At 59.7% G+C, this 22,166-nt stretch carries 17 protein-coding genes and 4 pseudogenes; 9 read left to right on the top strand and 12 right to left on the bottom strand.

Translation table 11 applies throughout. The annotated features are described in order from the left end of the window. Positions 1–29: 29 nt before the first annotated feature. From LRX75_RS20595 to LRX75_RS20570, 7 genes and pseudogenes are all read left to right on the top strand, one after another. The gene (locus LRX75_RS20595; RefSeq protein ID WP_231816525.1) at positions 30–2,096 is read left to right on the top strand and encodes an HAD-IIB family hydrolase; all 2,067 of its coding nucleotides are present in this window, start codon (positions 30–32) and stop codon (positions 2,094–2,096) included. Next, positions 2,093–2,968: a glycosyltransferase family 2 protein gene (locus LRX75_RS20590; protein WP_231816524.1), complete on the top strand. Its 876-nt coding sequence runs from the start codon at positions 2,093–2,095 to the stop codon at positions 2,966–2,968. The genes LRX75_RS20595 and LRX75_RS20590 overlap by 4 nt, the downstream gene beginning before the upstream one ends. A 13-nt stretch (positions 2,969–2,981) precedes the next feature. Next, on the top strand, positions 2,982–4,115 hold the full coding sequence (locus tag LRX75_RS20585; protein ID WP_231816523.1) for a glycosyltransferase: 1,134 nt from the start codon (positions 2,982–2,984) through the stop codon (positions 4,113–4,115). Positions 4,116–4,120: 5 nt separating this feature from the next. Then, positions 4,121–4,804 (top strand): hypothetical protein, encoded by a 684-nt coding sequence (locus LRX75_RS20580; RefSeq protein ID WP_231816522.1) that lies wholly within the window; start codon positions 4,121–4,123, stop codon positions 4,802–4,804. A 252-nt stretch (positions 4,805–5,056) separates the two neighbouring features. After that, positions 5,057–5,209: pseudogene (locus LRX75_RS23465) on the top strand (IS5-like element ISNeu3 family transposase); the annotation flags it as partial. A gap of 191 nt (positions 5,210–5,400) precedes the next feature. Next, a pseudogene (locus LRX75_RS20575) lies at positions 5,401–6,090 on the top strand (IS66 family transposase); the annotation flags it as partial. Between the two features lie 40 nt (positions 6,091–6,130). After that, a pseudogene (locus LRX75_RS20570) lies at positions 6,131–6,324 on the top strand (MerR family transcriptional regulator); the annotation flags it as partial. 822 nt (positions 6,325–7,146) lie between these two features. Here the strand turns inward: LRX75_RS20570 and LRX75_RS20565 are convergent. From LRX75_RS20565 to LRX75_RS20515, 11 genes and pseudogenes are all read right to left on the bottom strand, one after another. Further along, a pseudogene (locus LRX75_RS20565) lies at positions 7,147–7,439 on the bottom strand (IS630 family transposase); the annotation flags it as partial. Positions 7,440–8,029: 590 nt separating this feature from the next. Further along, positions 8,030–8,905 (bottom strand): SDR family oxidoreductase, encoded by an 876-nt coding sequence (locus LRX75_RS20560; RefSeq protein WP_269456291.1) that lies wholly within the window; start codon positions 8,903–8,905, stop codon positions 8,030–8,032. A 121-nt stretch (positions 8,906–9,026) separates the two neighbouring features. Then, on the bottom strand, positions 9,027–10,835 hold the full coding sequence (locus LRX75_RS20555; RefSeq protein WP_231816521.1) for a YbhB/YbcL family Raf kinase inhibitor-like protein: 1,809 nt from the start codon (positions 10,833–10,835) through the stop codon (positions 9,027–9,029). A 76-nt stretch (positions 10,836–10,911) separates the two neighbouring features. Then, positions 10,912–11,439 (bottom strand): DUF4142 domain-containing protein, encoded by a 528-nt coding sequence (locus LRX75_RS20550; protein ID WP_231816520.1) that lies wholly within the window; start codon positions 11,437–11,439, stop codon positions 10,912–10,914. An 11-nt stretch (positions 11,440–11,450) separates the two neighbouring features. Next, complete coding sequence (locus LRX75_RS20545; RefSeq protein ID WP_231816519.1) at positions 11,451–12,503, bottom strand: alpha/beta hydrolase; 1,053 nt, start codon at positions 12,501–12,503, stop codon at positions 11,451–11,453. 541 nt (positions 12,504–13,044) lie between these two features. Continuing rightward, positions 13,045–13,347: a putative quinol monooxygenase gene (locus tag LRX75_RS20540; protein WP_231816518.1), complete on the bottom strand. Its 303-nt coding sequence runs from the start codon at positions 13,345–13,347 to the stop codon at positions 13,045–13,047. Positions 13,348–13,350: 3 nt separating this feature from the next. Next, complete coding sequence (locus LRX75_RS20535; protein ID WP_231816517.1) at positions 13,351–14,307, bottom strand: ABC transporter permease; 957 nt, start codon at positions 14,305–14,307, stop codon at positions 13,351–13,353. A gap of 1 nt (position 14,308) precedes the next feature. After that, on the bottom strand, positions 14,309–15,850 hold the full coding sequence (locus tag LRX75_RS20530; protein ID WP_231816516.1) for a sugar ABC transporter ATP-binding protein: 1,542 nt from the start codon (positions 15,848–15,850) through the stop codon (positions 14,309–14,311). Positions 15,851–15,909: 59 nt separating this feature from the next. After that, the gene (locus LRX75_RS20525; RefSeq protein ID WP_231816515.1) at positions 15,910–17,082 is read right to left on the bottom strand and encodes a levoglucosan dehydrogenase; all 1,173 of its coding nucleotides are present in this window, start codon (positions 17,080–17,082) and stop codon (positions 15,910–15,912) included. A 120-nt stretch (positions 17,083–17,202) separates the two neighbouring features. Further along, positions 17,203–18,324: a substrate-binding domain-containing protein gene (locus LRX75_RS20520; protein ID WP_231816514.1), complete on the bottom strand. Its 1,122-nt coding sequence runs from the start codon at positions 18,322–18,324 to the stop codon at positions 17,203–17,205. Between the two features lie 73 nt (positions 18,325–18,397). Beyond that, a complete protein-coding gene (locus LRX75_RS20515; RefSeq protein WP_231816513.1) occupies positions 18,398–19,210 on the bottom strand; it encodes a sugar phosphate isomerase/epimerase family protein in 813 nt (270 codons plus the stop codon). Between the two features lie 254 nt (positions 19,211–19,464). Between LRX75_RS20515 and LRX75_RS20510 the strand changes: the two genes are divergently transcribed. Together LRX75_RS20510 and LRX75_RS20505 are read left to right on the top strand one after the other, a co-directional pair. Then, entirely contained in the window at positions 19,465–20,814 is a 1,350-nt protein-coding gene (locus LRX75_RS20510; protein ID WP_231816512.1) for an ROK family protein, read from the top strand. A gap of 40 nt (positions 20,815–20,854) precedes the next feature. Then, the gene (locus tag LRX75_RS20505; RefSeq protein ID WP_231816511.1) at positions 20,855–21,874 is read left to right on the top strand and encodes a substrate-binding domain-containing protein; all 1,020 of its coding nucleotides are present in this window, start codon (positions 20,855–20,857) and stop codon (positions 21,872–21,874) included. Positions 21,875–21,922: 48 nt separating this feature from the next. Here the strand turns inward: LRX75_RS20505 and LRX75_RS20500 are convergent. After that, on the bottom strand, positions 21,923–22,166 hold a 244-nt coding region (locus tag LRX75_RS20500; protein ID WP_231816510.1), incomplete at its 5' end, for a transposase domain-containing protein.

Genomic DNA, 22,166 nt, shown 5'->3' with positions numbered 1-22,166 from the left:
TCAGGTCCTGACTGCACGGGAGATCATGTATGTTCGTTCTTCACGTCGCACTTCAAGGGTGCCTTCGCGGAAACAATGTCGAATATGGCCTGACGACGGATACGGGCGGACATATCCGCTACCTCCTGGATCTGGTCGATGCTTGCAAAAATCACCCGCAAGCCGAACGCATCGTCATCGCGACGCGTGCCTTCGAAGGTTTTGGCGACGATTACATTAAAGCTGTGGAGAGCGTGGACGAGACGACCAGCATCGTCCGCTTCCGCACGACGCGCTCGCGATACCTCCCTAAGGAGGACCTGCACACCGAACTGGAAAGCTTTTCAAACGCGCTGATCGAGTACATTTTGGAAGGTGGTATCCGGCCGGATATGCTCCATGCGCACTATGCTGACGCTGCGGTGGTGGCAGCCCGCATCGAGGATGCGCTTGGCATCCCCTTCTTTTTTACCGGCCACTCGTTGGGCAAGGTCAAGCAGAAGGCTTTACCATCCTGCCTGTTGAATAGCAGCTTTGCCAAGCGGATCGCGGCGGAAGAGCTGGCTCTTGCCAGAGCCTCTCTCGTGATCGCATCCTCCCGCGACGAAGCAGAACTTCAATACAAAGACTATGAGAACTACGATCCCGGGAAGATCCGCGTGCTGCCGCCAGGGAGTGACCTGAAGGCGTTTTGCTGCGCGGCATCCTCGCCTACCGTCGAGCAGGAAATGACCCGATTTTTGGTTGAGCCGGATAAGCCCGTCATCCTCGCTATCGCAAGGCCGGTCGCCAAGAAAAACCTTGCAGGCCTGATCGAAGCCTATGGCCAGTCGGACGCCTTGCGGGCCGCAGCCAATCTTGTGATCGTAGCAGGTTCGCGCGAAGACATCGATGCCTTGGAAGCGGATATGGCGGCCAACCTTCGTGAGCTCTTGCGTCTGATCGACCTCTACGACCTCTATGGCAAGGTGGCCTATCCCAAGAGCCATCGTGGCGAAGATATACCCGCCTATTACGCCTATGCACGGGACAGGCGCGGTGTCTTCGTCAACCCAGCCTTCAACGAGCCGTTCGGCCTGACACTTCTGGAAGCTGCCGCCGCCGGCCTGCCGCTGGTTGCGACAGATAGTGGCGGCCCGAATGACATTATCGAAACCTGCGGCAATGGACTGCTGGTTGACCCCCGCGATGCGACTGGCATTGCTGATGCGCTGCTGCGGATCTTCCGAGATGCCGAGATGTGGGATCGTTTTTCTGCGTCGGGCGACAAGGCTGTGAAGGCCTATGACTGGGAGCGGCACGTCATGCGGTATCATGGCCTCGTGCACGATATCGCGTACCCACAGGACTTGCCGACCCAGCGCGCCATCCAGCTGCTGGTCAGCGACATCGACAACACGCTGGTCGGCTCTGTTCCGCATCTTCACGCCTTCGGCAACTGGCGTCGCGTGCAGGAAAACCTTGCTTTCGGCGTTGCCACAGGACGGTCCTTCCATAGCGCGATGGCCATCTTGGAACAGCAGGACGTGCCCCGTCCCGAAGTGATGATCACCTCGGTCGGGTCGGAGATCTACACACTCTCGGAGAATGGGGTGTCCTACGAGCAGGACGAGGGCTGGCTGAAGACGATTGCGGCAAACTGGCAGCGATCGGCCGTGGAGCGCGTGTTGCGTGGCGTGTCCGGTCTGGTACCTCAGGCGCAACTGGAACAGCGAGATTTTAAGCTTAGCTACTTCAGCGATGGCAACCATGCGACCGTGGAACGCGTACGCGCAGCACTTGAGAATGCCGGTGTGCTCGCCTCGGTTATTCACAGCCACAGGCGCTATCTAGATATCCTGCCGATCAAAGCCTCCAAGGGCACGGCCGTCGATCATGTGCGCCGTCGCTACGGCCTACCAGAAAGTTCCGTTTTCGTCGCGGGCGACAGCGGCAACGATATCGAGATGCTGCAGGCCATTCCCCAGTCGATCATCGTTGCCAATTATTCCGACAATCTTGGCAAGCTTCCCGCATTGAAGCACTCCTACATCGCCTCCAACACCCATGCTGCCGGCATCATCGAAGGAGTTCTCCACTTCCGCAACAAAGCCAAATCCTCGGGTCTCTCCGTATGACGGCAGAGGTCTTAGCGAGCGTTCTGACCATCGTGCGTGGGAGGGCCGATCATCTCCGGGCTTTGATGACTGGTTTGTCGCAGCAAAGCATACCGCCCTGCGAGCTTGTGATCGCCTGGATGCAGGCCGAGAAGGTTGAAGCGCTGCCTGTCCTATCCTTCCCGGTTCGTCATGTCTTTGTCGAGGGCGTTGACATGCCGCTTGCCGCCGCTCGTAACCGCGCGGCGGAAGCTGCTTCTGGCACGTATCTCATCTTCCTCGATGTCGACTGCATACCCTCGCCCACCACCGTCGAGGCTTACGCCGAGGCGCTAACCCAGCACGACGGCATCATGCTTGGCGAAGTCCACTATCTCCCGGGCGGCCTGCCGACTTACACAGGCAACGTTGCCATGCTCGAAAAACATGGCTTGGTTCACCCCTCGAAGCCCACATTCCCCGACATCGGCGTTGTCGAAGAGCCAGATTCAGGGCAACTCTGGGGCCTCTCGTTCGCATTGCGCCGGGCAACCTGGACGTCGCTCGGTGGAATGGACGAGGCCTTCTACGGCTATGGCGGTGAAGAAACGGACTTTGCACGCAGAGCGTCGCAAGCCAAGTTGTCGACTTACCGGGTCGGCGGCGCGCGCGCCTACCACCAGCACCACACCGTTTATATTCCGCCGCTCCAGCACTTCGACCATATTCTGCGCAATGCGCGCCTGTACCACGCAAAACACGGCATCTGGTGCATGGACTACTGGCTGGGACAGTTCGCGGCGCGCGGGCTGATCGAATGGACGAGCGTGGCATGTGAAATCCGCGAGCTTCGCCGCCCGGATGACCGTGAAACAGTCGCCGCACGCCAGCCAGAGCACATTCTCTTTTCCTAACGGGACCCGATTCATGAAAAAACCGATCGCCTTCTTCGTCCATCATCAGGGCCGCGGCCATGCCAATCGTACGATGGCGATGGCCGAGCACTTCAGCAAGGATCGCCCCGTTTCGGTGCTAACCGCGGGACCTGAGCATTTTGCCAAGGCCGATCCGCGCATTGAGGTCATCACCCTGCCGAACATGATCGGCGAGTCCGTTCCGACGCCGCGGCTTTTTGCCGAACCCACACCATCGGTGATGCATTGCGTACCGCTCGGCTTGCCTTCCATGCGCCGCACGATGCGCACCATCGTCGATCATCTGGATGACCGCGATGTTGGTCTGTTCGTCGTCGACGTCTCCGCGGAAATCGGCATGCTCGGCCGCATCGTGAGCACGCCAACAGTGCAGATCCGCATGCACGGCGATCGTAGTGATGTTGGGCATATCGGCTCCTATGAGGCCTGCGTCGGCATGATCGCGCCGTTTGATGCCCGTTTGGAGCAGAGCGATTATCCGCAGACCCTCCGTGCCAAGACCATCTATACCGGCGGACTTTGCACAACACGGGATGCGGTACCGACGCGACAGGCTGCTCGGGCAAAGCTCGGCCTTGCCGAAGACCGCAAGGTTATTTTGGTGCTAACAGGCGGTGGCGGCAGCGGAACGCCGCTTGCACCTCTGACGATTGCCGCGCGCGCCGTGCCCGACGCTCTGTGGCTGGTCGCCGGACCCGTCCACCGGGAAGGCCATGAGACCAATTTTGCCAACCTTCAGGAACTTGGCTGGGTTGAGAACGTCACAGACTATATCGCCGCTGCCGACATCGTCGTCGCCTCGGCCGGCGATAATACGGTCCACGAGATCGCCCGTGCAGGTTCCAAATTCGTCGTCATGCCGGAATGGCGTTACTTTGCCGAGCAGCACCGCAAAGCCGAGGCACTGGTCACCTTGGGTGCCGCGGTCACGGCGTCTGCATGGCCGGGCGACTATCGGGGATGGCAGCAACTTCTGGAGGCCGCCGAGGCGATAGACCCTGCGATTTTGCGCTCCTTGCATAATCCGGATGCTGCACGCACGGCGGCCAACTGGCTCGAGACGCTCTGTGACGACCTTTGGCGGCGTGCCAGCGTGAGCGAACAGCCGCTTCTTAAGGTGGTATAGCCAAGATGGTCACGCTGACGACGGTGCTAAAAAGCGGTGGCCGCTATGACGTAACTTGGGTCGAGCGGCTGAACGCCGGCGCGCGCCGGTCGATCCCCGGCCTCGACCGTGTCGTGTGCCTCACTGACCTCGATCTTCAGGTGGCAGGGGTCGATAGCGTGCCCTTGCGCCATGACTGGCCAGCATGGTGGTCGAAGTTCGAGGCTTACCGCACCGATCTTGCCGACGAACTTACCATCCTTTGTGATCTTGATACGGTCTTTACCGGAGACGCGGGCGCTCTGGTCGATGACAGCATGGCCGCCATGGAAGACTATTTTCTGAAAGGCCGCCTCTCCACTGCGCTCATGCGCTGGCGAGGAAACGAGCTCGACCATGTTTACGAAAGATTCAAGGCTGAGCCCGACCGCTGGATGCAGCCCGGCTCCTGTGGAGAGGTACCCAATTCCGTTCATGGCGACCAGGTCGTGGTCGATCACCTATTGCGACACGGTGGTCTCATGCCCGAGTTCCTGCAGACCCGCCATCCCGACCTGCTCGACTTCTACGACCCCCTTCAGGTGGAGCAGGGCCCAATCATCATTTTCATCGGTGAATCTAAGCCGGATACGGCCATCCAGGCGGTGCAGGATGTCTGGCGCGAGACACGGTTAACTGCAGGCGGCTTCAGAAAACTGCATCTTGTATAAGGCCTGCTGCTCGCACTACCTGCTGCACTGCGAAGACGAATCGACATTCAGGTTTCCCAAACCGGTTGATCGCTGATCCGTAAGATTCCGTGATGGTTTGCGGAGACCTGTCATGGCCGCGAAGCGATATAAACTGAGCCATGGGCAGTGGACCGGGATTGCGTCCTTGTCGCCAGGCAAGATGAGGGATCCGGGGTGCACTGGGTCGGACGGATACTTGTTTATCAATGATCGTCTCTAGTTTTACGCTCCGGGGCACATTGGCGCGAATTGCCGGACTGCTATGGCGAGTGGAAGACGGTGCGTTACCGTTTGAGCCGTCGGTGCAATACCGGCATCTGGGAAGAGGTCTCCGAGACGCCGACGGGCGATCGCGACAACGGGTATATGACGATGTGTGGATAGATACCGCGAGCACGACGGACTAGTTCCCGACCGTCCCTAGATCCGGCATATCGATATCCGTGATGAGTACATCGACGTTGGCATACGTCTCAAGCAAGATCATAGCAGCTTCGGGCGCTCTGGGCTTCCACAGCCTGAAACCCCCATGAGATCGACAAGCATCGACGTTTCTGGCTTTCAGGTCTGCGACCGAGATCGAGACCGGAATCGCGGTATTTCGAGCCGAGGTGAACAAGGGCACCGCCCATACCGATGGCAAACATCCACCCTGACCGCGCAAGGGCTTGGCAACCTCATCTGGAACGTCTCGTCGTGGTGATCGAAGGAGATGTGTCGGAGCAACTGGACGTCGTGCCGGCGACGTTCCGCGTCATGGTTACCCGAAGTATGCCGATGGCCTTCCGCTCTATCGGCAGGAGGCCATCTCTGCACGCGACAAGGTCGAGCTTGACCGCAGGCTGATGGCCCTATGGATGGGCAAGCTCGGCTTTAAACTCGATATCCTGGCCGACTGCAACCTCACCGAGATCAATAAGGCTGAGCGTATCTTCGGTGGCAGTAGCCTGCCGATGGTTGCCGATCGCTTTGAAGATTGCCGCGCCGGCGATCGGGTCGCCCGGCATCTGAGTGGCTATCGCAGTATCCTGCTGGCTGACGGCCATGGTGCTCTACAAGCTTGCCAGATCGGACGGCGACAATGGCGGCGTATTTGCTGACTGCTGGTCCCACAGCAAGCGTAAGTTCCACGAGCCCCACGCCTCGGACAGGTCCAAGATCACCAACGCGACGGCGAAGCCCTGCAGATGGAAGAAGCGGCCTGTGGCCAGAGACTTGACGCCCGTGTCGCCGCGTGCCAGGCGACATCCGCTGCGGTTGTAACGATGCGCTGCTGGCGGCGGCGCAGCATCCTGAGATCGGAATGCCGGAGAACATCAGATTGTCGACCGGGCAAAACTTCCATCAGCCGCTACGTTTTCTCGTTCGGTGCAGGCAGCGGCGATATGCCGGAGGTCTCCTTCGGCTAGACCTTCGTCAAAAAGGAGGATTGGGCATTGCTCCAGAAAGTGTTGTACGACCTCCTGGAATGCGAGCGCTTGCTGGACCAAATGCGGTAAAATGTAAGTCCACCCTTTGTGCCGCTCCTCTCGACGGGCTTTCTCTCGCCTTTTTTGGTTTTTGCAGCGTAGGCACATGTTTATGCGCGGCATGGTGTCAATTCTCATGCATACAGCTTGTGCCTAACCATTTGTCTTTAAGTGGGTTTCGTTATTCTCGTTTGTTCCCGCGACACAGTCGACCGTCCGGTTTTGGACCCTTCGTGAATGCAGCCGTCAATTCGAGCGCGGGAAGGAACACCTTTTCCTCCGATGGGTTCTTCAGACCTCAACGCTGGCAAAATAGCCGGCGGGAAATCAGGAGATGAGAAAATGGTAAAGACCTATCTGACCGCCGCCTTCGTAGCCCTCAGCCTTGCAGGCGCGGCTGTTGCCCAGACTGGTGGCGGCTCGAGCAACCTGTCGGGTTCCGATGCCGTTGGCGCGACCGGCGGTGCTGCCAACTCCGCAAGCGGAGCAGCACCGATGACCGGCGACCAGCCTTCCACAAGTGACGGCAGCAGCACGGGCGGTTCCATGTCAGGTTCTGCTGCAGCGGGTACCTCTGGGACCACAATGGCCCCGCCTGCAAAGACAGCTCCGATGACGGGCGACCAGCCTTGTGCCGCAACGTCCGGTTCTACCTCGACAGGCGCAAACTGCCCGGCAAACTAATTCGTCTGACAAGACAGTCTTGGAATGGCCGCCCGGCGCCAACGCCTGGCGGCCATTTTTCGTTTTCGCGAGTCGGGCCTTTGTGGCCGCGTGAGATACATCTTCGTGTGATGAGCGCCCGAAGGGCTTTTGGCAGACAGTTCGGGGACGCAGTAAGGTGGCGGAAAGGTGTAGCGCCGACTTGCAGATGGAAACGCTTTCGTCAGTCAGGGCTTTGAGAAGCTGGAAAAGGGTGCCGTCCCGGTGCTCTCCGGGCCAGGTTATGATCCGATCGGCATGCGCTTCCGTCTCGTGGGAATCGCTGTCGCGGCCGAGTTGACCGGGTCGAACATTTACCTGCTGCATTTGCAAGTGACACCAACGGCTCACGTCGAAACGCACGACAGCCTCTCTATGAGATGCGCCGACGTCACGGCGGCGAGCACACGTATGCGAAGATCAACGGAAAGCACTTTTAACATATCTGCCGACCTCCATCGGCGGATAGTTGGAATCAGAAGCAGACTGATTTTTGAAGCGATCCGATTCACTCAGTGAGGGAAACGCTTCAAAGTGGATAGAATACCAAAGTTCATGCAATCTGCGACACCAAAAGCTGCCCTTGCGTCCTGCTCCTGACGCCCGGAACGCTGATGATTGCAAGGGTGAAATGCGCTGTATCGAGGTTCTGTTACCCGCTACTGAATGCGTCGCCTGAAAAGGTAACGACAGCAAGGCTCTGCGCGAGTGGCCCAACAAGCCTGATACCCAAGGCCATGGTCCCCCGCGCTAGAACGGTACAATCCCGCAACGTTACCAAGCGAATGCTCTGTCGCCTCAAGGGCCGGTGTCGCATCGCAACCCGCTTCGACCGCAACATCGGAACTTCGTGGGCGCAATCGCACTCGCAGCGATCGTTACCTGGTGGTTGAGACTACCGAACCTGGGACGGCCAACACTCGCTTCACCTCGGCAAGATGGCCTTCACCGAGTACTCGCCTTTCATAGTTTTCGCTCGGCGACATTAAGTTACCGTATCTCAAAGGCAAGCTGTCCAGGTCCCCTTATCGGACTACGGCTGGCCACCACCACCCGCCGCGCCATAGACCTGGCCTGTGGAGAAACTGGCGTCGTTGTCCGCCAGTTGTACGTAGATGGAGGCCAGTTCGGCCGGCTGCCCAGGTCGACCCATTGGCGTATCGCCGCCGAATGTCACCAGCTTTTCCATCGTGGCGCCGCCGCTCACCTGGAGCGGGGTCCAGATTGGACCTGGCGCGACGCCGTTGACGCGAATGCCCTTGGGCCCGAGTTGTTTGGCCATGGACTTGGTAAAATTCATGCCAGCCGCCTTGGTGATCGCGTAATCGACCAAGTTCTCGGAGGGATCGTAGGCTTGCTCCGACGTCGTCTGGATAATGGAAGAGCCTGGCTGAAGATGCTTCAGCGCAGCTTTCGTCAGCCAGAACATGGCGTAGATATTGGTCTTCATCGTTGCGTCGAAGGCTTCGGTGGTAATCTCGGAGATGGAGGCCGCCTGCTGTTGGCGACCTGCATTGTTGACGAGAATGTCGAGACCGCCCAATGCCTTTGCAGCATCTTCGATCAGTTTCTCACAGAACGCCTCGTCGCGCAGATCGCCCGGCAATGCGACGCCTTTGCGGCCTTCCATCTCGATCAGCGCGATGACCTCTCGCGCATCCGGCTCCTCATCAGGCAGGTAGTTGATGGCCACATCGGCTCCCTCGCGGGCATAGGCGATAGCTGCTGCCCGGCCCAATCCTGAATCACCGCCTGTGATCAGGGCCTTGCGGCCTTTCAATCGGCCGGACCCTTTGTAGGACGTCTCGCCGTGATCCGGTTTCGGCGTCATCTTGCTTGCCAAGCCTGGAAATGGCTGTTTCTGCTCCTGAAACGGCGGCTTCGGATACTTCGTTGTAGGGTCTTGCATGCTGGATATATCTTTCAATGTTGCCTGCGAGAACGCAGGGAAAGCCGATGCGCCAAGCGTCGCCGATGTTGCAGCGAGCACCGATCGACGAGTCAGCTGGAAGAAGCGTGTCTTCGACATGTCACTGACCTGCGATCTTGCGTTCGAATGTGCCGACCACCTGGCCTTCCGCTATGACATGGCCTTCCATGGCTTTCAGGACGGCGTCGCGTTTGGCACCCGGATCGAGACCGAGCGTCTCGATATCGAGCGCAAAGACCTGGAAATGATAGTGATGGGCAGGTTCGCCTGCGGGCGGCTTGGGGCCCGTATAGCCGGTCGATCCCTGGCTGTTGGCACCCTGCTTCATCATCTTCGGCTCCTGCAGCACCGGGGTACCGGGAATGCCCTCGCGCAACTTTGTGGTCCCAACTGGAATGTCGTAGGCCAGCCAATGCGTAAATGGTTTCGGCTTGGCGGCATCTGGATCGTCCGCAATCAGGACGAAAGACTTTGTGCCTTCCGGTGCTTTCGTCCATTCAATCGCAGGCGAGGCATTGTCACCATCAGCTGTATATTGAACGGGAATGGGGCCATCCTTTTCGAACGCCGCTTTGACCACGATTCCATCGGTGCTCGTCGCATTGACGAGATCAATGGCAATCTTCGAGACTGGCATGTCCGTGACGACATTGGGGATCGCCGCAGCCTCCGACGACAGCGCCTTCTCGCTGCCATGGTAGGAGACCTTGTAGACGACACCATTGCTATCGTCGGCCACGAAAAGCGCGCCATCCTTTCCAACTGCAATGCCCGTCAACCGCCCGAGATAACCATATTTGCCGTTTTCCTGCTGCAGCAGAAACCCTTCGAGAAATTTTTCGAAGCCGACCGGTTTGCCGTTCTCAAAATTGACGCGGACGACCTCATAGCCACTCGGCGGACGACGGTTCCAGGATCCGCGCATCGCAATGAACGCATCACCGCTGTAATCGGCGGGAAAGGCATTTCCCTTGTAGAAGGCCATCTGCATGGGGGCGCTGTGGGCAGTATAGCCAAGGACCGGCTCGGTTGACTGTTGAGCCCACTGCTCGAGCGTTACGCCTTCGGGCGGATTGATATGGGGGTTGATCCCGCTCATCCCGTAGACATAGGGCCATCCGTATTTCTTGCCCTCCTCGATCCGGTTCAGCTCCTCGATCTGGACCTCGTCTCCTAGCCAATCGATCCCATGGTCGATGCCGTAGAGCGCGCCTGTCGTCGGCTCCCAGTCGAAACCGATCGTGTTGCGCAGACCGCTGGCAAAGATAGTCCGTGTCTTGCCGTCCTTGCTGGCGCGTAGAATGGTGGCATTTTCCGGATTGTCTTCCTGGCATTCGTTACAGGTGCTGCCTGAGGTGATGTAGATCATGCCGTCCGGGCCGATGCCGATTGTCCGGTTGGCATGCTGGCCCGCGTCCGGCAGATCGTTGATGATCCGGGTCAAAGGCCCGAATGTCCCGTCTTCATTGACGTCGGCGGTGTAGACGTCGTGGATGGTCACGAGGAAGACCTTGTTGCCGTCGAACGCGACGCCATGCATGTTGGGGCGGCTGGCAACGGTGATCGCCGCGTCTGCCTTGCCGTCGCCATTGTCGTCCTTGAGCATGATCACGTCACCGACAGTGCGGCGGGTGGCATAAAGGATACCCTTCTGCGAAACCGCCAGCATGCGCGGATTGATGAGATCGCGGGCAAATACCTCGACGTTGAATTCCTCCGGAGCTTTGATCAGTCCCGTCAGCTTGGCGTCATCCTTCACCTGAAGCTTTTCAGGTTCGAGGATCGACCCCTGGATGGTCACGTCGGACGCTTCGCCGACAATGCCTTTGATTTGCGCAGATGTGACGGTTGGCATCATGAGGGTGAGCGTGGAGACGGATAGGGCAAGTGCGGACAAACGGGTGTTCATGGGAGCTCCTCGGGAAACGGTAGACAGAACGAACAAGCCCGGCGTTATCGCCGGGCTTGTGAAACAATCTTCGCGGTTAGTGGGCTGCGACCAGCTTCGTGACGTGCATCTTGTGCATTTCCAGCTTGGGAAGCGTCTTTGTCGCAAACGCCTTCACGGCCGCGTCGTCGCCACCTTTTGCGTAGGTCGCAAACAGCGTTACGGCTTCCATATGCGCTGCTGTCTGCATCTCGATGTAAAGTGGTTGGAAATCCTGATCGGATGCACCCTTAAGCGTCTCGAGCATGGCGGCATGTTTCGGCGACAGGACCGGTGTTTCATCCCCCACCTTGGCAGCCTTTTTCAATTCCTCGGCTGCCATCGTATGATCCTTGATCATAGCGGCAGCGAATTCCTTGACGTCGGCGTCCTTCGCCTTCTGTTCGGCAAGCTTGCTGGACTCGATCTCAAAAGCATTTGAACTCGTGACGACTTTCACGAAGGATGCCTTGTCGACATTCATGGCAGCGGCCGCCTTGTCGGCAGAGGCCGGCATCGCGGCGAAACTGGCCGTGCCTGTCAGAAGCGCAAGTGACAGGAGCGAAGCGGAAATTGTTCTGTTCATCGTCACTATCCTTAATTCTTGAATGCGGCTGTGAGATCGGCGACGGCCAGAACGAGCGCCTGCTTTGCTTCGGGCACGACCTTGCCCATGCCGAAGAATTCATGCGTGACGCCATTGAACGTTTTGACGTCCACAGCGACACCGGCATCCTTCAGCTTTGACGCATAGGTCTCTCCATCGGAGCGTAGCGGGTCGATCTGCGCCAGGATGACCGTCGCCGGGGCGACACCCGCCAGATCCGACCTGCCGTTCAAATTGATGCGCGGATCCTTCGTGTCGCCCATGGACGTCACCGTGTTCTTCACGAACCATTCCATGTCAGCTTTGCCGAGCGGCTTGGCGTTGGCGTTTTCCTTGTAGGATGGCGTGTTCATGTCGTTGCCGGCGACCGGATAGACCAGAAGCTGGTGGACCGGCTGCTTGGTTTTCATTTCCTTGGCCATCAGGGCGACGTTAGCGGCGAGGTTGCCACCGGCGCTTTCACCTGCAACGGCGATTTTATCGGAATTGCCGTTCAGCCCATGAATGTTCTCGACAACCCATTTGTAGGCAGTCCAAGCGTCGTTATGGGCAGCGGGAAACTTGTGTTCAGGCGCGTGACGATACTCGACGGACACGACGATCGCATTCGTTCCGAGTGCCAGCGCCCGGGGAGCGCCATCGTAGACATTGATATCGGCCACGACCCAGCCGCCACCGTGATAATAGACGACCACAGGGAACGGCCCCTTGCCGCCTGGGATATAAACGCGCGCAGCAACACCACCTTCGGCGGTTGGGATGGAGATGTCCTTGGTTGTGACTTGCGCTTCAGGGTTGGATGACAGACGCTTGTCCCACTGGACCGCATGGGCGGCATCCGCCGGACTTGCCTGCGTGCGGGCCTCCGGTACCGTCAGCGTTGAAAACGGCTTTGCTTTAAGTGCGGCAAGCTTGTCGAGAACAGCCTGCATTTCGACGGTTGGCTTGGCCATTTCCTGAGCGGACGCCGGAAAAGCAGACGCCAGCGGGACGAACAGCACCAGTGCGAAAGGAATAGATTGTGTAAAATTTTTTAACGGCATTGTAGCTCTCCGGTTTCGGTGTGGCTGAAACCAAGAGGCGTAAGAATTTGTTCCTTAAGCAAAAATTAAAAGAGAACTACCCGGATCGCCGAACTTTGGGCAACGAGCGCTGTGCTGTTCTATTACGTCAAAAATATCGCCAGCCTGCAAAGAGATGGGGGAAGCGTCAGTCTAACGTCCTAAAACTCATAGGGCGCTGTAACAGCTTGCCGCCTCTTGTTTTCGCACACGATTACCCCCTTGGAACTATCCCGATCCGTTGGCGTTTCTTGATCGTTTAGAAGGAGTTACGCATGCCGACCTCTACGCCCGTCCGCTTTTCTCCCGACCTCGAAGAAATCAAGCCCGACGAACAGGAAACCATACAGAGCCATCGTGCTTCAACCGCAATTGGCATTGTGGAACAGTCTCCGACGGGCATCTTCCCCTTAAAGGGATTCGAACCCACGCCCCGTTTCCTCTAGTTTCGCCCCTTGGAGTTTACCTAGCGGAGCAAAAAAATGCCACGGCGGCGACACACCCGTGCCTTGTGTCAACGCGACTACGCGATTCCGCTGAGCATTCTCAGATGGCGGATTTCGACGGGGCGGGAGAGCAGTCTGTCGACCTCGCTCACAAGCGGCAGCAGATGCGGCATCTTCATGTGGGCATCGAGGTCTGCCTGGCTACGCCAATTCTCGTAGAACACGAACATGTTGGGATCGTCAGCATCGACATGGAAGTCGTAGTTGATGCAACCGGATTCCAAGCGCGTCGGTGCCACCTGGGCCGAAAGGAGCTTTTGCAACTCCTCGCGCATTTCGGGCTTTGCGGTGACAGTGCCGATAATCGTGACATGGGACATGGCTCAGCTCCGCTTCTGCGACAGGGCGACGGCGAGGATGATGATGCCGCCCCGCGCGATGAGCTGCTGGGAGAATTCCAGCCCCATCAGAATCAGCCCGTTGTTGATCATGCCGATCATCAGGGCGCCGACGATGGTGCCGATGATCGTTCCCTTGCCACCGAACAGACTGGTGCCGCCGAGAACCGCTGCCGCAATCACCGAAAGCTCGTCACCCTCGCCAAGCTGGAACCGGCCTGACTGCAGCCGTCCCGCATAAAGCATGCCGGCAAAGGCCGCGGCCGTCGAGGACATGACGAGTACGCGGAATTTGATCGCCTTAGTGTCGATGCCTGAGTAACGCGCTGCCGTCTCGCCGCCGCCGGTCGCCAGAACGCGCCGGCCGAAGCTTGTCCGCCGCAGGACCACGTGACCGATCGCCCCAAAAACGACCATCCAGAACAGAAGGACCGGAATCTTGAACAGCGATCCACCACCGAACAGCCAGGAATAGCCGGGGCTGAGGATCGGCACGGCAGCCGTGTTGGAAATCCACATCGCAACACCTTTGGCGATGCCCATCATCGCCAGTGTCGTCAGAAATGACGGTATGCCGATGCGGGTCGTCAGCCAGCCGTTGAACATGCCGACGGCGAGGCCCGTTGCAAGGCCCGCAAAGACCCCGGCGACCGGTCCCGCCACCGCAATCGCCATGGCGACCGTGACGGTTGCAAGCCCCGCGACCGCGCCGACCGAAAGATCGATTTCGCCGGCCGATAGCACGAAGGTCATCGCAATCGCCATGACGGCGATCATGGCCGTCTGGCGCACGATGTTGAGCAGGTTGTTGGGGTTGAGAAATCCCTTTTCGTTGAGCGTCAGCGCGAAGATCACGAAGATCACCGCAAAGCCGATATAGATGATGTATTGCCGCCAGTTTGCCTTGAAGCTCGCGGCGGGCGTTGGATTTGCCGTCGTCATGTCAAACCTTCTGCCCTTGCTTCAGGGCCTCCTGAATTTCGATCTGCAAGCGTTGCTCGGCCGCCTGGAGGCGGTGGGCGGTGTCCTGTGCATCGATCGCCGGATCATCGAGCCGGTCGCGCGGAATATTGGCAAACATGCGGCCTTCCGACATGACGACGATGCGGTCACAGGCCGTCAACAGTTCACTCAGCTCCGAAGAAATGAAGACGATCGCCTTGCCGGCGGCCGCCAGATCGCGGACCAGCTTGATGATTTCGGATTTCGAGCCGATGTCGATGCCAGCGGTCGGCTCGTCGAGGACGAGAATATCCGGGTCGGTGGCAAGCCATTTGCCGATGACCACCTTCTGCTGGTTGCCGCCCGAGAGCGTCGACACCGGATGATCGCGGCTTGCTGTCTTGACGGAAAGACGCCTGATCTGTTCGTCGGTGACCGCTCTGGCCTTTGCGCCATCAACCAGTCCGGCGGAAGAAATCCGGTCGAGCACCGCCAGCACCATGTTGGATGCCACCGAATGGGCCGGAATGATGCCCTGCGTTGCCCGCGCCTCCGGCACCAGCGCCACGCCGGCGGCTATCGCATCGCTTGGCGTGTGGATCCTCAAAGGCCGGCCGTTGATCAGGATCTCGCCCGACTTTGCCGGCTCGATACCCGCGATCACCCGCGCCAGCGCTGATCGGCCGGAGCCGAGCAGACCGGCAAGGCCGACGACCTCGCCGCGATGGAGTGTGAGGTTGATGTTTTCGGGTTTATACTTGCCCGAGACATTGCGCAGCTCCAGCAATACCTGGCCCTTTGTGGCATTGCCGCGCGCCACATCGGAGAGCCCCATCGAGCGCCTGCCGACGATATGCTCGATCATCGTATCGATCGGCAGGTCGGACAAAGGCGCTGTGATGACATGGGCGCCGTCGCGCAGGATGGTTGCCCGGTCGCTGATGCGAGCGATCTCGTCCATCCGGTGCGAGACGTAGATGATCGCGACGCCTTTCGCCTTCAGCTTGCGCAGGAAGGTGAACATGCGATCGACGTCGCTGACAGCCAGCGCCGTGGAGGGCTCGTCAAGCACCAGCACGCGGGCATCCTGCGAGATCGCCTTGACGATTTCGGTCAATTGCTTCTGCCCAGCACCGAGATCACCCACCAGCGCTTTCGGATCGACCTCGACCTCCAGCATCGCAAACAGTTCGGCTGCGCGCCGCTCCGCGGTGCGGTCATCGATCAGTCCCAGACCGCCTTTGCTTTCGCGCGTGAGAAACACGTTCTGCGCCACGGTCAGCGTCGGGATCAGGCTCAACTCCTGAAAGTTCATGGCAATGCCGGCCGCCCGTGCCGCCTCCGGCGTCACATCCTCCAACAGTGTGCCGCAGACCGTGATTGTCCCGGAATCCGGTCGGTGGACGCCGTTGAGAACCTTGAGGATGGTCGACTTTCCCGCGCCGTTGCCGCCCAACAGGGCATGCACTTCGCCCTGCCGGATATCGAGACTGACGTCGTTCAAGGCGCGCACACCGCCAAAGGACTTGGAAATCCCTTTCATGCTGACGGCCAATGGCATGCTTGACGCCAGGGGCATGCTGACGGCTGCGGCCTTGGTATTCATCTGCCTACGCGCTCCCACGCTCCGGTTTCTCCCGAACGAAGGAGGGCATCCGCGACCAGTTCCGTCAAGAGGCCGTCGTCGAAGTTCGGCGAGGGCAGCCGTCCAGTCTTGATCGCAGTGAAGAAATCGAAGCACTCGACAATCTTGGTCTCGGAATAGCCGATGCCGAGGCCCGGGATCGGCCAGAGACCGTCTCCATAGGGATGGGCCGGACCGGTGTAGACGGTTCTGAAACCGCGACTGTCGGCCGGATCATCGGCAAACATCACCTGCAGTTCGTCGCGGCGCTCGTAGTTGAAGTGGATGGACCCTTTGGTGCCGTGGATTTCCAGCGTGATGAAGTTGTTGCGGCCATAGGCGTTGCGCGTCGCCTCGAGGCTGCCGATCGCGCCGTTTTCGAAGCGCAACATGCTGATGACTTCATCGTCCACATCCACCTCGCCGCGCTCGACATCGCCGGATGCCTTCTCAGAAGCACCCAGCTTGTCGACGCCACTCTGCTGCAAGGGTCGGGTCTTGTTGTAGGTGGTGGTGATCGCGTTGACCGTCTCGATCGGCCCGACGAGATAGTGCGCGAGGTCGACTACATGGGTGGCGATGTCGCCAACCGTGCCGGAGCCGGCGATCTTCTTCTGGAAACGCCAGGACAGCGGGCCATCCGGGTCGGCGGACCAATCCTGCAGATAGGTGCCGCGAAAGTTGAGAATCCGGCCGATGCGGCCCTCCTCAATGTATTTCTTGGCAAGCGCCACCGCCGGCGTGCGGCGATAGTTGAAGGCGACCATGTGAATGACGCCGGCCTTCTTGACGGCGGCGGCCATGGAGCGGGCCTCCTCGACAGTGCGGGCAAGTGGCTTTTCGCAAATGATGTGCTTGCCGGCCTCGGCGGCGGCAATCGCGATTTCGGCGTGAACATTGTTTGGCGTGCAGATATCGATTACGTCGATGTCCGGCCGCGCGACAACCGCGCGCCAGTCGCTCGAGGCCTCCTCGAAGCCGTAGCGGTCGCGGGCGGTTTGCGCCATCGCATCCGTCACGTCGACAACGACCTTGCGGTTCGGGATGGCCGGTGCCGGCCAGAAGAACATCGGCATGGAAGCATAGGCCATGGCATGCGCCTTGCCCATGAAGCCGCCACCAATCATGGCGACGTTCATCACTTTGGTCATCGTCTTTCTCCGTCAATGAAGGGGCGGGCCTTGGCCCGGTCTGCCCAGAAAGCCTCTCCGGCCTTCAAGGGCGGGCGGCGTCTGCGCCGCCCGCAAGAACGTAGTGGTGGCGGAACAGGCTTATTGTCCGAGGCTGGTTTTCACGTTGGCGGTCGGCTCGGTGTTGTAGACAGCCTTCCATCCCTCGACCAGGGTTTCCTTGGTGACAGGAAGGGCCGGGAGCGCCACGAAAGCCGGGGCCTGCTTGCCGAGCAGGCCGTAGCCAGCCAGCATCGCCTCTGTGACACCCTGCGAGTAGGGACGCTGTGCGCCAAGACCCTTGATGAAACCTCCCTGCGCCATGGAGATGGCAACGTTTTCGCCGAGATCGATGGTGGTGATGACGAGGTCGTCGCGGCCGGCAACGCGGGCCGCCGAAATCACGCCTTCAGCTGGCACGTCCCAGACGGCCCAGATGCCGTTGAGGTTCGGGTTTGAGGTCAGCATCGCGCTAGCCGCCTTGTCCGCATCACCAGAAAAGTCCGGGCCGCCGATGCCCTGTTCGGCCACGATCTTGATGTCGGGATAATCCGACGCGATCGTTGCCTTGAACGCCTCATAGCGCTGCTTGGTGACAAAGAAGTCGGCTGCGTGGAACACAAGACCGATCTCGCCCTTGCCGCCGAGGGCCTTAGCCATCAGATGGGCCGAGGCGACGCCGTTGCCGTAATTGTCTGCCGACACCGAGGATATGTATTCCTTACCGGCCGTGAAACCTGCCGGAACATTGTCCATGAACACCAACTTCACACCGGCATCCGCAGCCGCCTTGTAGGCCACGGCCGTTGCAACAGGATCGGTCGGGATCGAGACGATGATGCTGGGCTTCTGCGCCATGATGGTTTCAAGGTCGGCGACCTGTTTTTCAGGCTTGAAGCCGGCGTCGGTGACAGCGATGACCTTGATGCCCATGGCTGCAAACTGCGTCTGCAACCCGTTGATCTGCGCCTGGCTCCAGTCATTGCCGCCATAGTGCATGACGATGGCCGCCGTGGCGTTCATGCCCTTGATCTTGGTCAGATCCTCATCGGTCAATGTGACCGAGGACGCAGCGGCCGGCGCTTCGCCATTTGGTCCCTTGGACAGAACTGACTCCTGCAGCTTGGCTAGAGCCGCATCCGGATCGGCGAAGGCCGGTGCGGCGATCGACAGGGTCAGCGCGAAGACGGCGCTGGTTGCAAGCAGGGTTCGTCTCGTAATCATAGTTCTTCTCCTCCCAAGAAGTCGAGGCATCATTGCCTCCAGAATTTGCCGGGCCTTCAGGCCACCCAGGCCCTTAGGCCTGTTTCAGATAGTCCATGCTGATACGGGCGCCTTCGGCGGGATCGGACCAGGCATCGAGTTCGGTGCAAACCCAACCCTTGAACCCTGCCTCCCGCAGGGCGGCGAGGATGGGGCCGGTCGGCACATCGCCGCGATCAAGCGGCGTGAAGGCGAAGGGTTCCTTCTGGAAACCCTTCAGGTGGACGTAGGAAATGCGCGCTGCATGATCGCGGATGAGCGTTGCCGGATCGCCGCCGGCCGCAGCCAGATGCGCCGTGTCCGGGCAGAAATCGATCGATGTCAGACCGAAGATCCGATCTACCGTGTCAGGCCCTTCGACGATCGTCGAAAGATGCGGGTGATAATGGCCGCGCAGCCCGCGGGCCTCGGCGATCGCCTTGACCATGTCCAGAGCTGCGCCGAGCTTCACATAGTCCTCGTCCCGGATACCGTCGAAACGCTTGGCCCCGCCCCCGACGACCAGGTGCGGCGCGTCCAGTTCGGCGGCGCGGTCAGCGGCACGGGTAACCCGGGCAAGCTCTTCTGGCAGGATATCGTCGAAGATGAAATTGCCGCCGGCGTAGGCCGCCACCAGCGTCAGGCCGCTGTTGGCAAGGGCCTTGCGGAGCTCGGCAGCGCTGTGGTCGAGCAGGTTTCCGTCAAACAGCTCGACGCCTTCATATCCCGCCGCGGCGATATCGTCGAAGGCGCGATCCATGTCGCCAAACGTGCGATAGCTGAGCTGCGTGATCGAGGTCACACCCTGGGCGTTGCCACCAAGCATGCCCCAGCAATTGCCGTGATACGCCAGCTTCCAATCCGACATTCTGTACTCCTCCGCTGCGAACGAAAGGCTCCCTGCCCGCTCGCATTTCGCGACACCGTCGCTCTCCGACCGTGACGTTATGAGCGTTTAATTTGTAAGTCAACATTATTTGCGCATAAGTTATCGTACTTTTGCATATTTTCAGCATAAGTTTGCTCTTGCCCCGCACATGTATTCGATTTATGCCATGAAAAGTGGCTATCGGCATCGAGATACGAAGCCTCAGAAGCGAACGCCTAAGGGAATACGGCAGCATGCCCATTGCCTCGACATCCCGAATACGTGGAAAAGGCCGGCCAACGACGCGTGACTCGGCCGCAGCAAGCCTTGGTGCGCTTCTAAACCTGATCCGGTCGGGCAAGGCGACGACGCGACAGGAACTGGAGCGCGAAAGCGAACTAGGACGCGCTGTGGTCGCCGACCGCCTGGCAACCCTGTCGGAGATCGGACTGATCGTCGAAAGCGAACTCGGCATTGCCAGCGGCGGACGGGCTCCGCGCCTCGTCCGGTTCAAGACCGATCTTGGCTGCATTCTCGTCGCGACGCTGGATCAGTCGGCGCTGGGCGTCGGTATCGCCGATCTTTCAGGCCGGCTCTTCACGGAGCACCACGAGGCCATCGATCTCGGCGCGGATGCGGCGTCGACCTCGCAACGCATTCTCGCGCTGTTTGACTGGCTGATCGCCAAACACGCGCCGGATAGGCCGGTCTGGGGCATGGCAGTTTCGGTTCCCGGCCCCGTCAGCGAGGGCGACGAGATGCCGTTCATGGAAAAGACGCCATCCTTTCTGCCGGCCTGGGAAGGTTTTCCCTTCGTGGAAACGCTTGTTGATCGATTTGGTGCGCCGGTCTGGTTGCGCTCCAGCATCGAGACGATGACGATGGGCGAGCGCTTTGCGGGTGCGGGGCAAACCGCGCGCAACATGCTGTTCATCAAGGTTGGAAAACGCATCGGGGCCGGGCTGATCTTCGACGGGCGGCTCTATCGCGGCGCCCAAGGCGCTTCCGGCCTGATCGGACAGATGCCGGTGCAGGCAGGTGACCGGACCTCGACGCTCGACGCCCTTGCCGGCAGCGACATGATCGCACGCGAGGGTCTGGCGGCGGCGCAATCGGGAAAAAGCCCGTTGCTCGCCGATACGCTGCGCCGGGGGGGCGATGTCGGCGCCATCGAAGTCAGCCAAGCCGCACAATCCGGCGATCCGACCTCCATGGAAATCCTCGGAATCAGCGGACGCATGATCGGCCATTCGGTTGCGATGCTCGCCAACATGCTCAATCCGGACCTGATCATTCTGTCCGGCACAATGGCGCAAACCAATGATCTCCTGCTCGCCGCTGTTCGCGAAACGGTCTATGGAGAAAGCCACCCCCTGGTCACGCGCGACCTGATCATCGCGAAGTCGCAGATGGGCAGTTCCGCAGGGCTCGTTGGCGCGGCCATGGTGGTCGTGGAAAGCCTGTTTGAGCCGGGATGCCTGAAGGATTGGATCGTGCACGGCACGCCCCTCGCTCACCCCGTCTTCCTGGCGCTGCGCACGTCCTGTGCTACAAAACGGGCCGGACTTGCCGCAGAGCAAGACCATCAGGCAATTGCACCCTGATGCGTAATACCGGCTTTCCAGCAACAACGAGATCGATGCAATGACGATATCCGGATTGGGGCCACATGGTGAACGCGCAGCGCCGCCCGAGCGCGTCGCGTTGCTTGCCGACGACATTGCCGCCGCCCGCGTGGGGCGCTTCCGCGTCGCGATCGTCCTGCACACCATGACCAGCGATTGGGCAAAACAGCAGATCGCCGGCATCATGGCGACCTTCGGCGATTGCGAAACCGCCGTGATCGAGGTTGTCGATTGCGGCTTCGCCCCGGAAGCGCAGGTTGCCGCGCTCGATCGCTTGCGCGGCGAAAAGCCGGACGCGATCATCTCCATCCCGGTCGCCAATTCCACTGTCGCCGATGCGCACCGGCGCGTTTCGCAGGCGGGGATACGGCTGCTTCTCCTCGATAACGTCCCGACAGGCCTTCTTCCCGGCTCTGATTACGTTGCGCTGATTTCTGCCGACAACTTCGGCCTAGGAACGATTGCAGCCGCGTTTCTGGCGAAGCGGCTGGCCAACGGCGCTGCCGTGGGCGTGCTTTCCTATCATGCCGAATTCTTCGCAACCAATGAGCGGGAAATCGCCTTCAACAAATGGATGCTGACCAACCGCCCGGACATCTGTCTACATGTACGCAAATTCGACAGCATCCAAAGCGCCGGCACCGACGCTCTGGCGCTGTTAGAACGCCATGACGACATCGCGGGCTTTTTCGTCGTCTGGGATACGCCTGCCATGGAAGTGGTCAAGGCGCTGGAACGGGCAGGCCTCTACCTTCTGGTAACAACCGTCGATCTCGGACGCGAGGCCGCCATTAACCTCGCCTCGGATGGTATGATTTGCGGCATTGGTGCTCAGCAGCCCTATCTGCAGGGCGTCACTGTTGCGCAGACCTGCGTGCTGGCACTTCTGGGAAAGCAAACCCCGAACTGGGTCGCACTCCCGGGCCTTGCGGTGTCCAGCGACAACGTCGTCGAGAGCTTCCAGAAAGTCTGGCGCAAACAGGCACCGCGGGAAGTGCTTGTCAGCGCCAAGCTTGTAAAGGGTCACTCGCCTTCTTAAATACTCCCTGAAACGCATCAGCCATTCGCAAGTATGTAAGCGGTGTTCTCAGGCCACGGCTTTGAGTTCGGGATTTGCGGCGTATGCCCAAGGCAGCAGATCGTCGATCTGGCTGTTTGGATGCCCGTTGACGATTCGGGTGAGGACGTCTGAGATATAGGCCATCGGCTCGACATTGTTGAGCTTGGCAGTCTCGATCAGCGAGGCGATGGTCGCCCAGTGTTCGGCCCCGGCGTCGGAGCCTGCGAAGAGCGCATTCTTGCGATTGAGGGCAATTGGCCTGATGGATCGC

This window comes from Rhizobium quercicola (assembly GCF_021168455.1).
Lineage (GTDB): Bacteria > Pseudomonadota > Alphaproteobacteria > Rhizobiales > Rhizobiaceae > Ferranicluibacter > Ferranicluibacter quercicola.
Note: the sequence above shows the minus strand (reverse complement) of the source record. Positions and strands in the feature narration are given on the sequence as shown.

Coding starts and splice junctions, on each gene's coding strand:
- LRX75_RS20595 (WP_231816525.1), top strand. CDS start 30: ATGTTCGTTCTTCACGTCGCACTTCAAGGGTGCCTTCGCGGAAACAAT.
- LRX75_RS20590 (WP_231816524.1), top strand. CDS start 2,093: ATGACGGCAGAGGTCTTAGCGAGCGTTCTGACCATCGTGCGTGGGAGG.
- LRX75_RS20585 (WP_231816523.1), top strand. CDS start 2,982: ATGAAAAAACCGATCGCCTTCTTCGTCCATCATCAGGGCCGCGGCCAT.
- LRX75_RS20580 (WP_231816522.1), top strand. CDS start 4,121: ATGGTCACGCTGACGACGGTGCTAAAAAGCGGTGGCCGCTATGACGTA.
- LRX75_RS20560 (WP_269456291.1), bottom strand. CDS start 8,905: ATGCAAGACCCTACAACGAAGTATCCGAAGCCGCCGTTTCAGGAGCAG.
- LRX75_RS20555 (WP_231816521.1), bottom strand. CDS start 10,835: ATGAACACCCGTTTGTCCGCACTTGCCCTATCCGTCTCCACGCTCACC.
- LRX75_RS20550 (WP_231816520.1), bottom strand. CDS start 11,439: ATGAACAGAACAATTTCCGCTTCGCTCCTGTCACTTGCGCTTCTGACA.
- LRX75_RS20545 (WP_231816519.1), bottom strand. CDS start 12,503: ATGCCGTTAAAAAATTTTACACAATCTATTCCTTTCGCACTGGTGCTG.
- LRX75_RS20540 (WP_231816518.1), bottom strand. CDS start 13,347: ATGTCCCATGTCACGATTATCGGCACTGTCACCGCAAAGCCCGAAATG.
- LRX75_RS20535 (WP_231816517.1), bottom strand. CDS start 14,307: ATGACGACGGCAAATCCAACGCCCGCCGCGAGCTTCAAGGCAAACTGG.
- LRX75_RS20530 (WP_231816516.1), bottom strand. CDS start 15,850: ATGAAAGGGATTTCCAAGTCCTTTGGCGGTGTGCGCGCCTTGAACGAC.
- LRX75_RS20525 (WP_231816515.1), bottom strand. CDS start 17,082: ATGACCAAAGTGATGAACGTCGCCATGATTGGTGGCGGCTTCATGGGC.
- LRX75_RS20520 (WP_231816514.1), bottom strand. CDS start 18,324: ATGATTACGAGACGAACCCTGCTTGCAACCAGCGCCGTCTTCGCGCTG.
- LRX75_RS20515 (WP_231816513.1), bottom strand. CDS start 19,210: ATGTCGGATTGGAAGCTGGCGTATCACGGCAATTGCTGGGGCATGCTT.
- LRX75_RS20510 (WP_231816512.1), top strand. CDS start 19,465: ATGCCCATTGCCTCGACATCCCGAATACGTGGAAAAGGCCGGCCAACG.
- LRX75_RS20505 (WP_231816511.1), top strand. CDS start 20,855: ATGACGATATCCGGATTGGGGCCACATGGTGAACGCGCAGCGCCGCCC.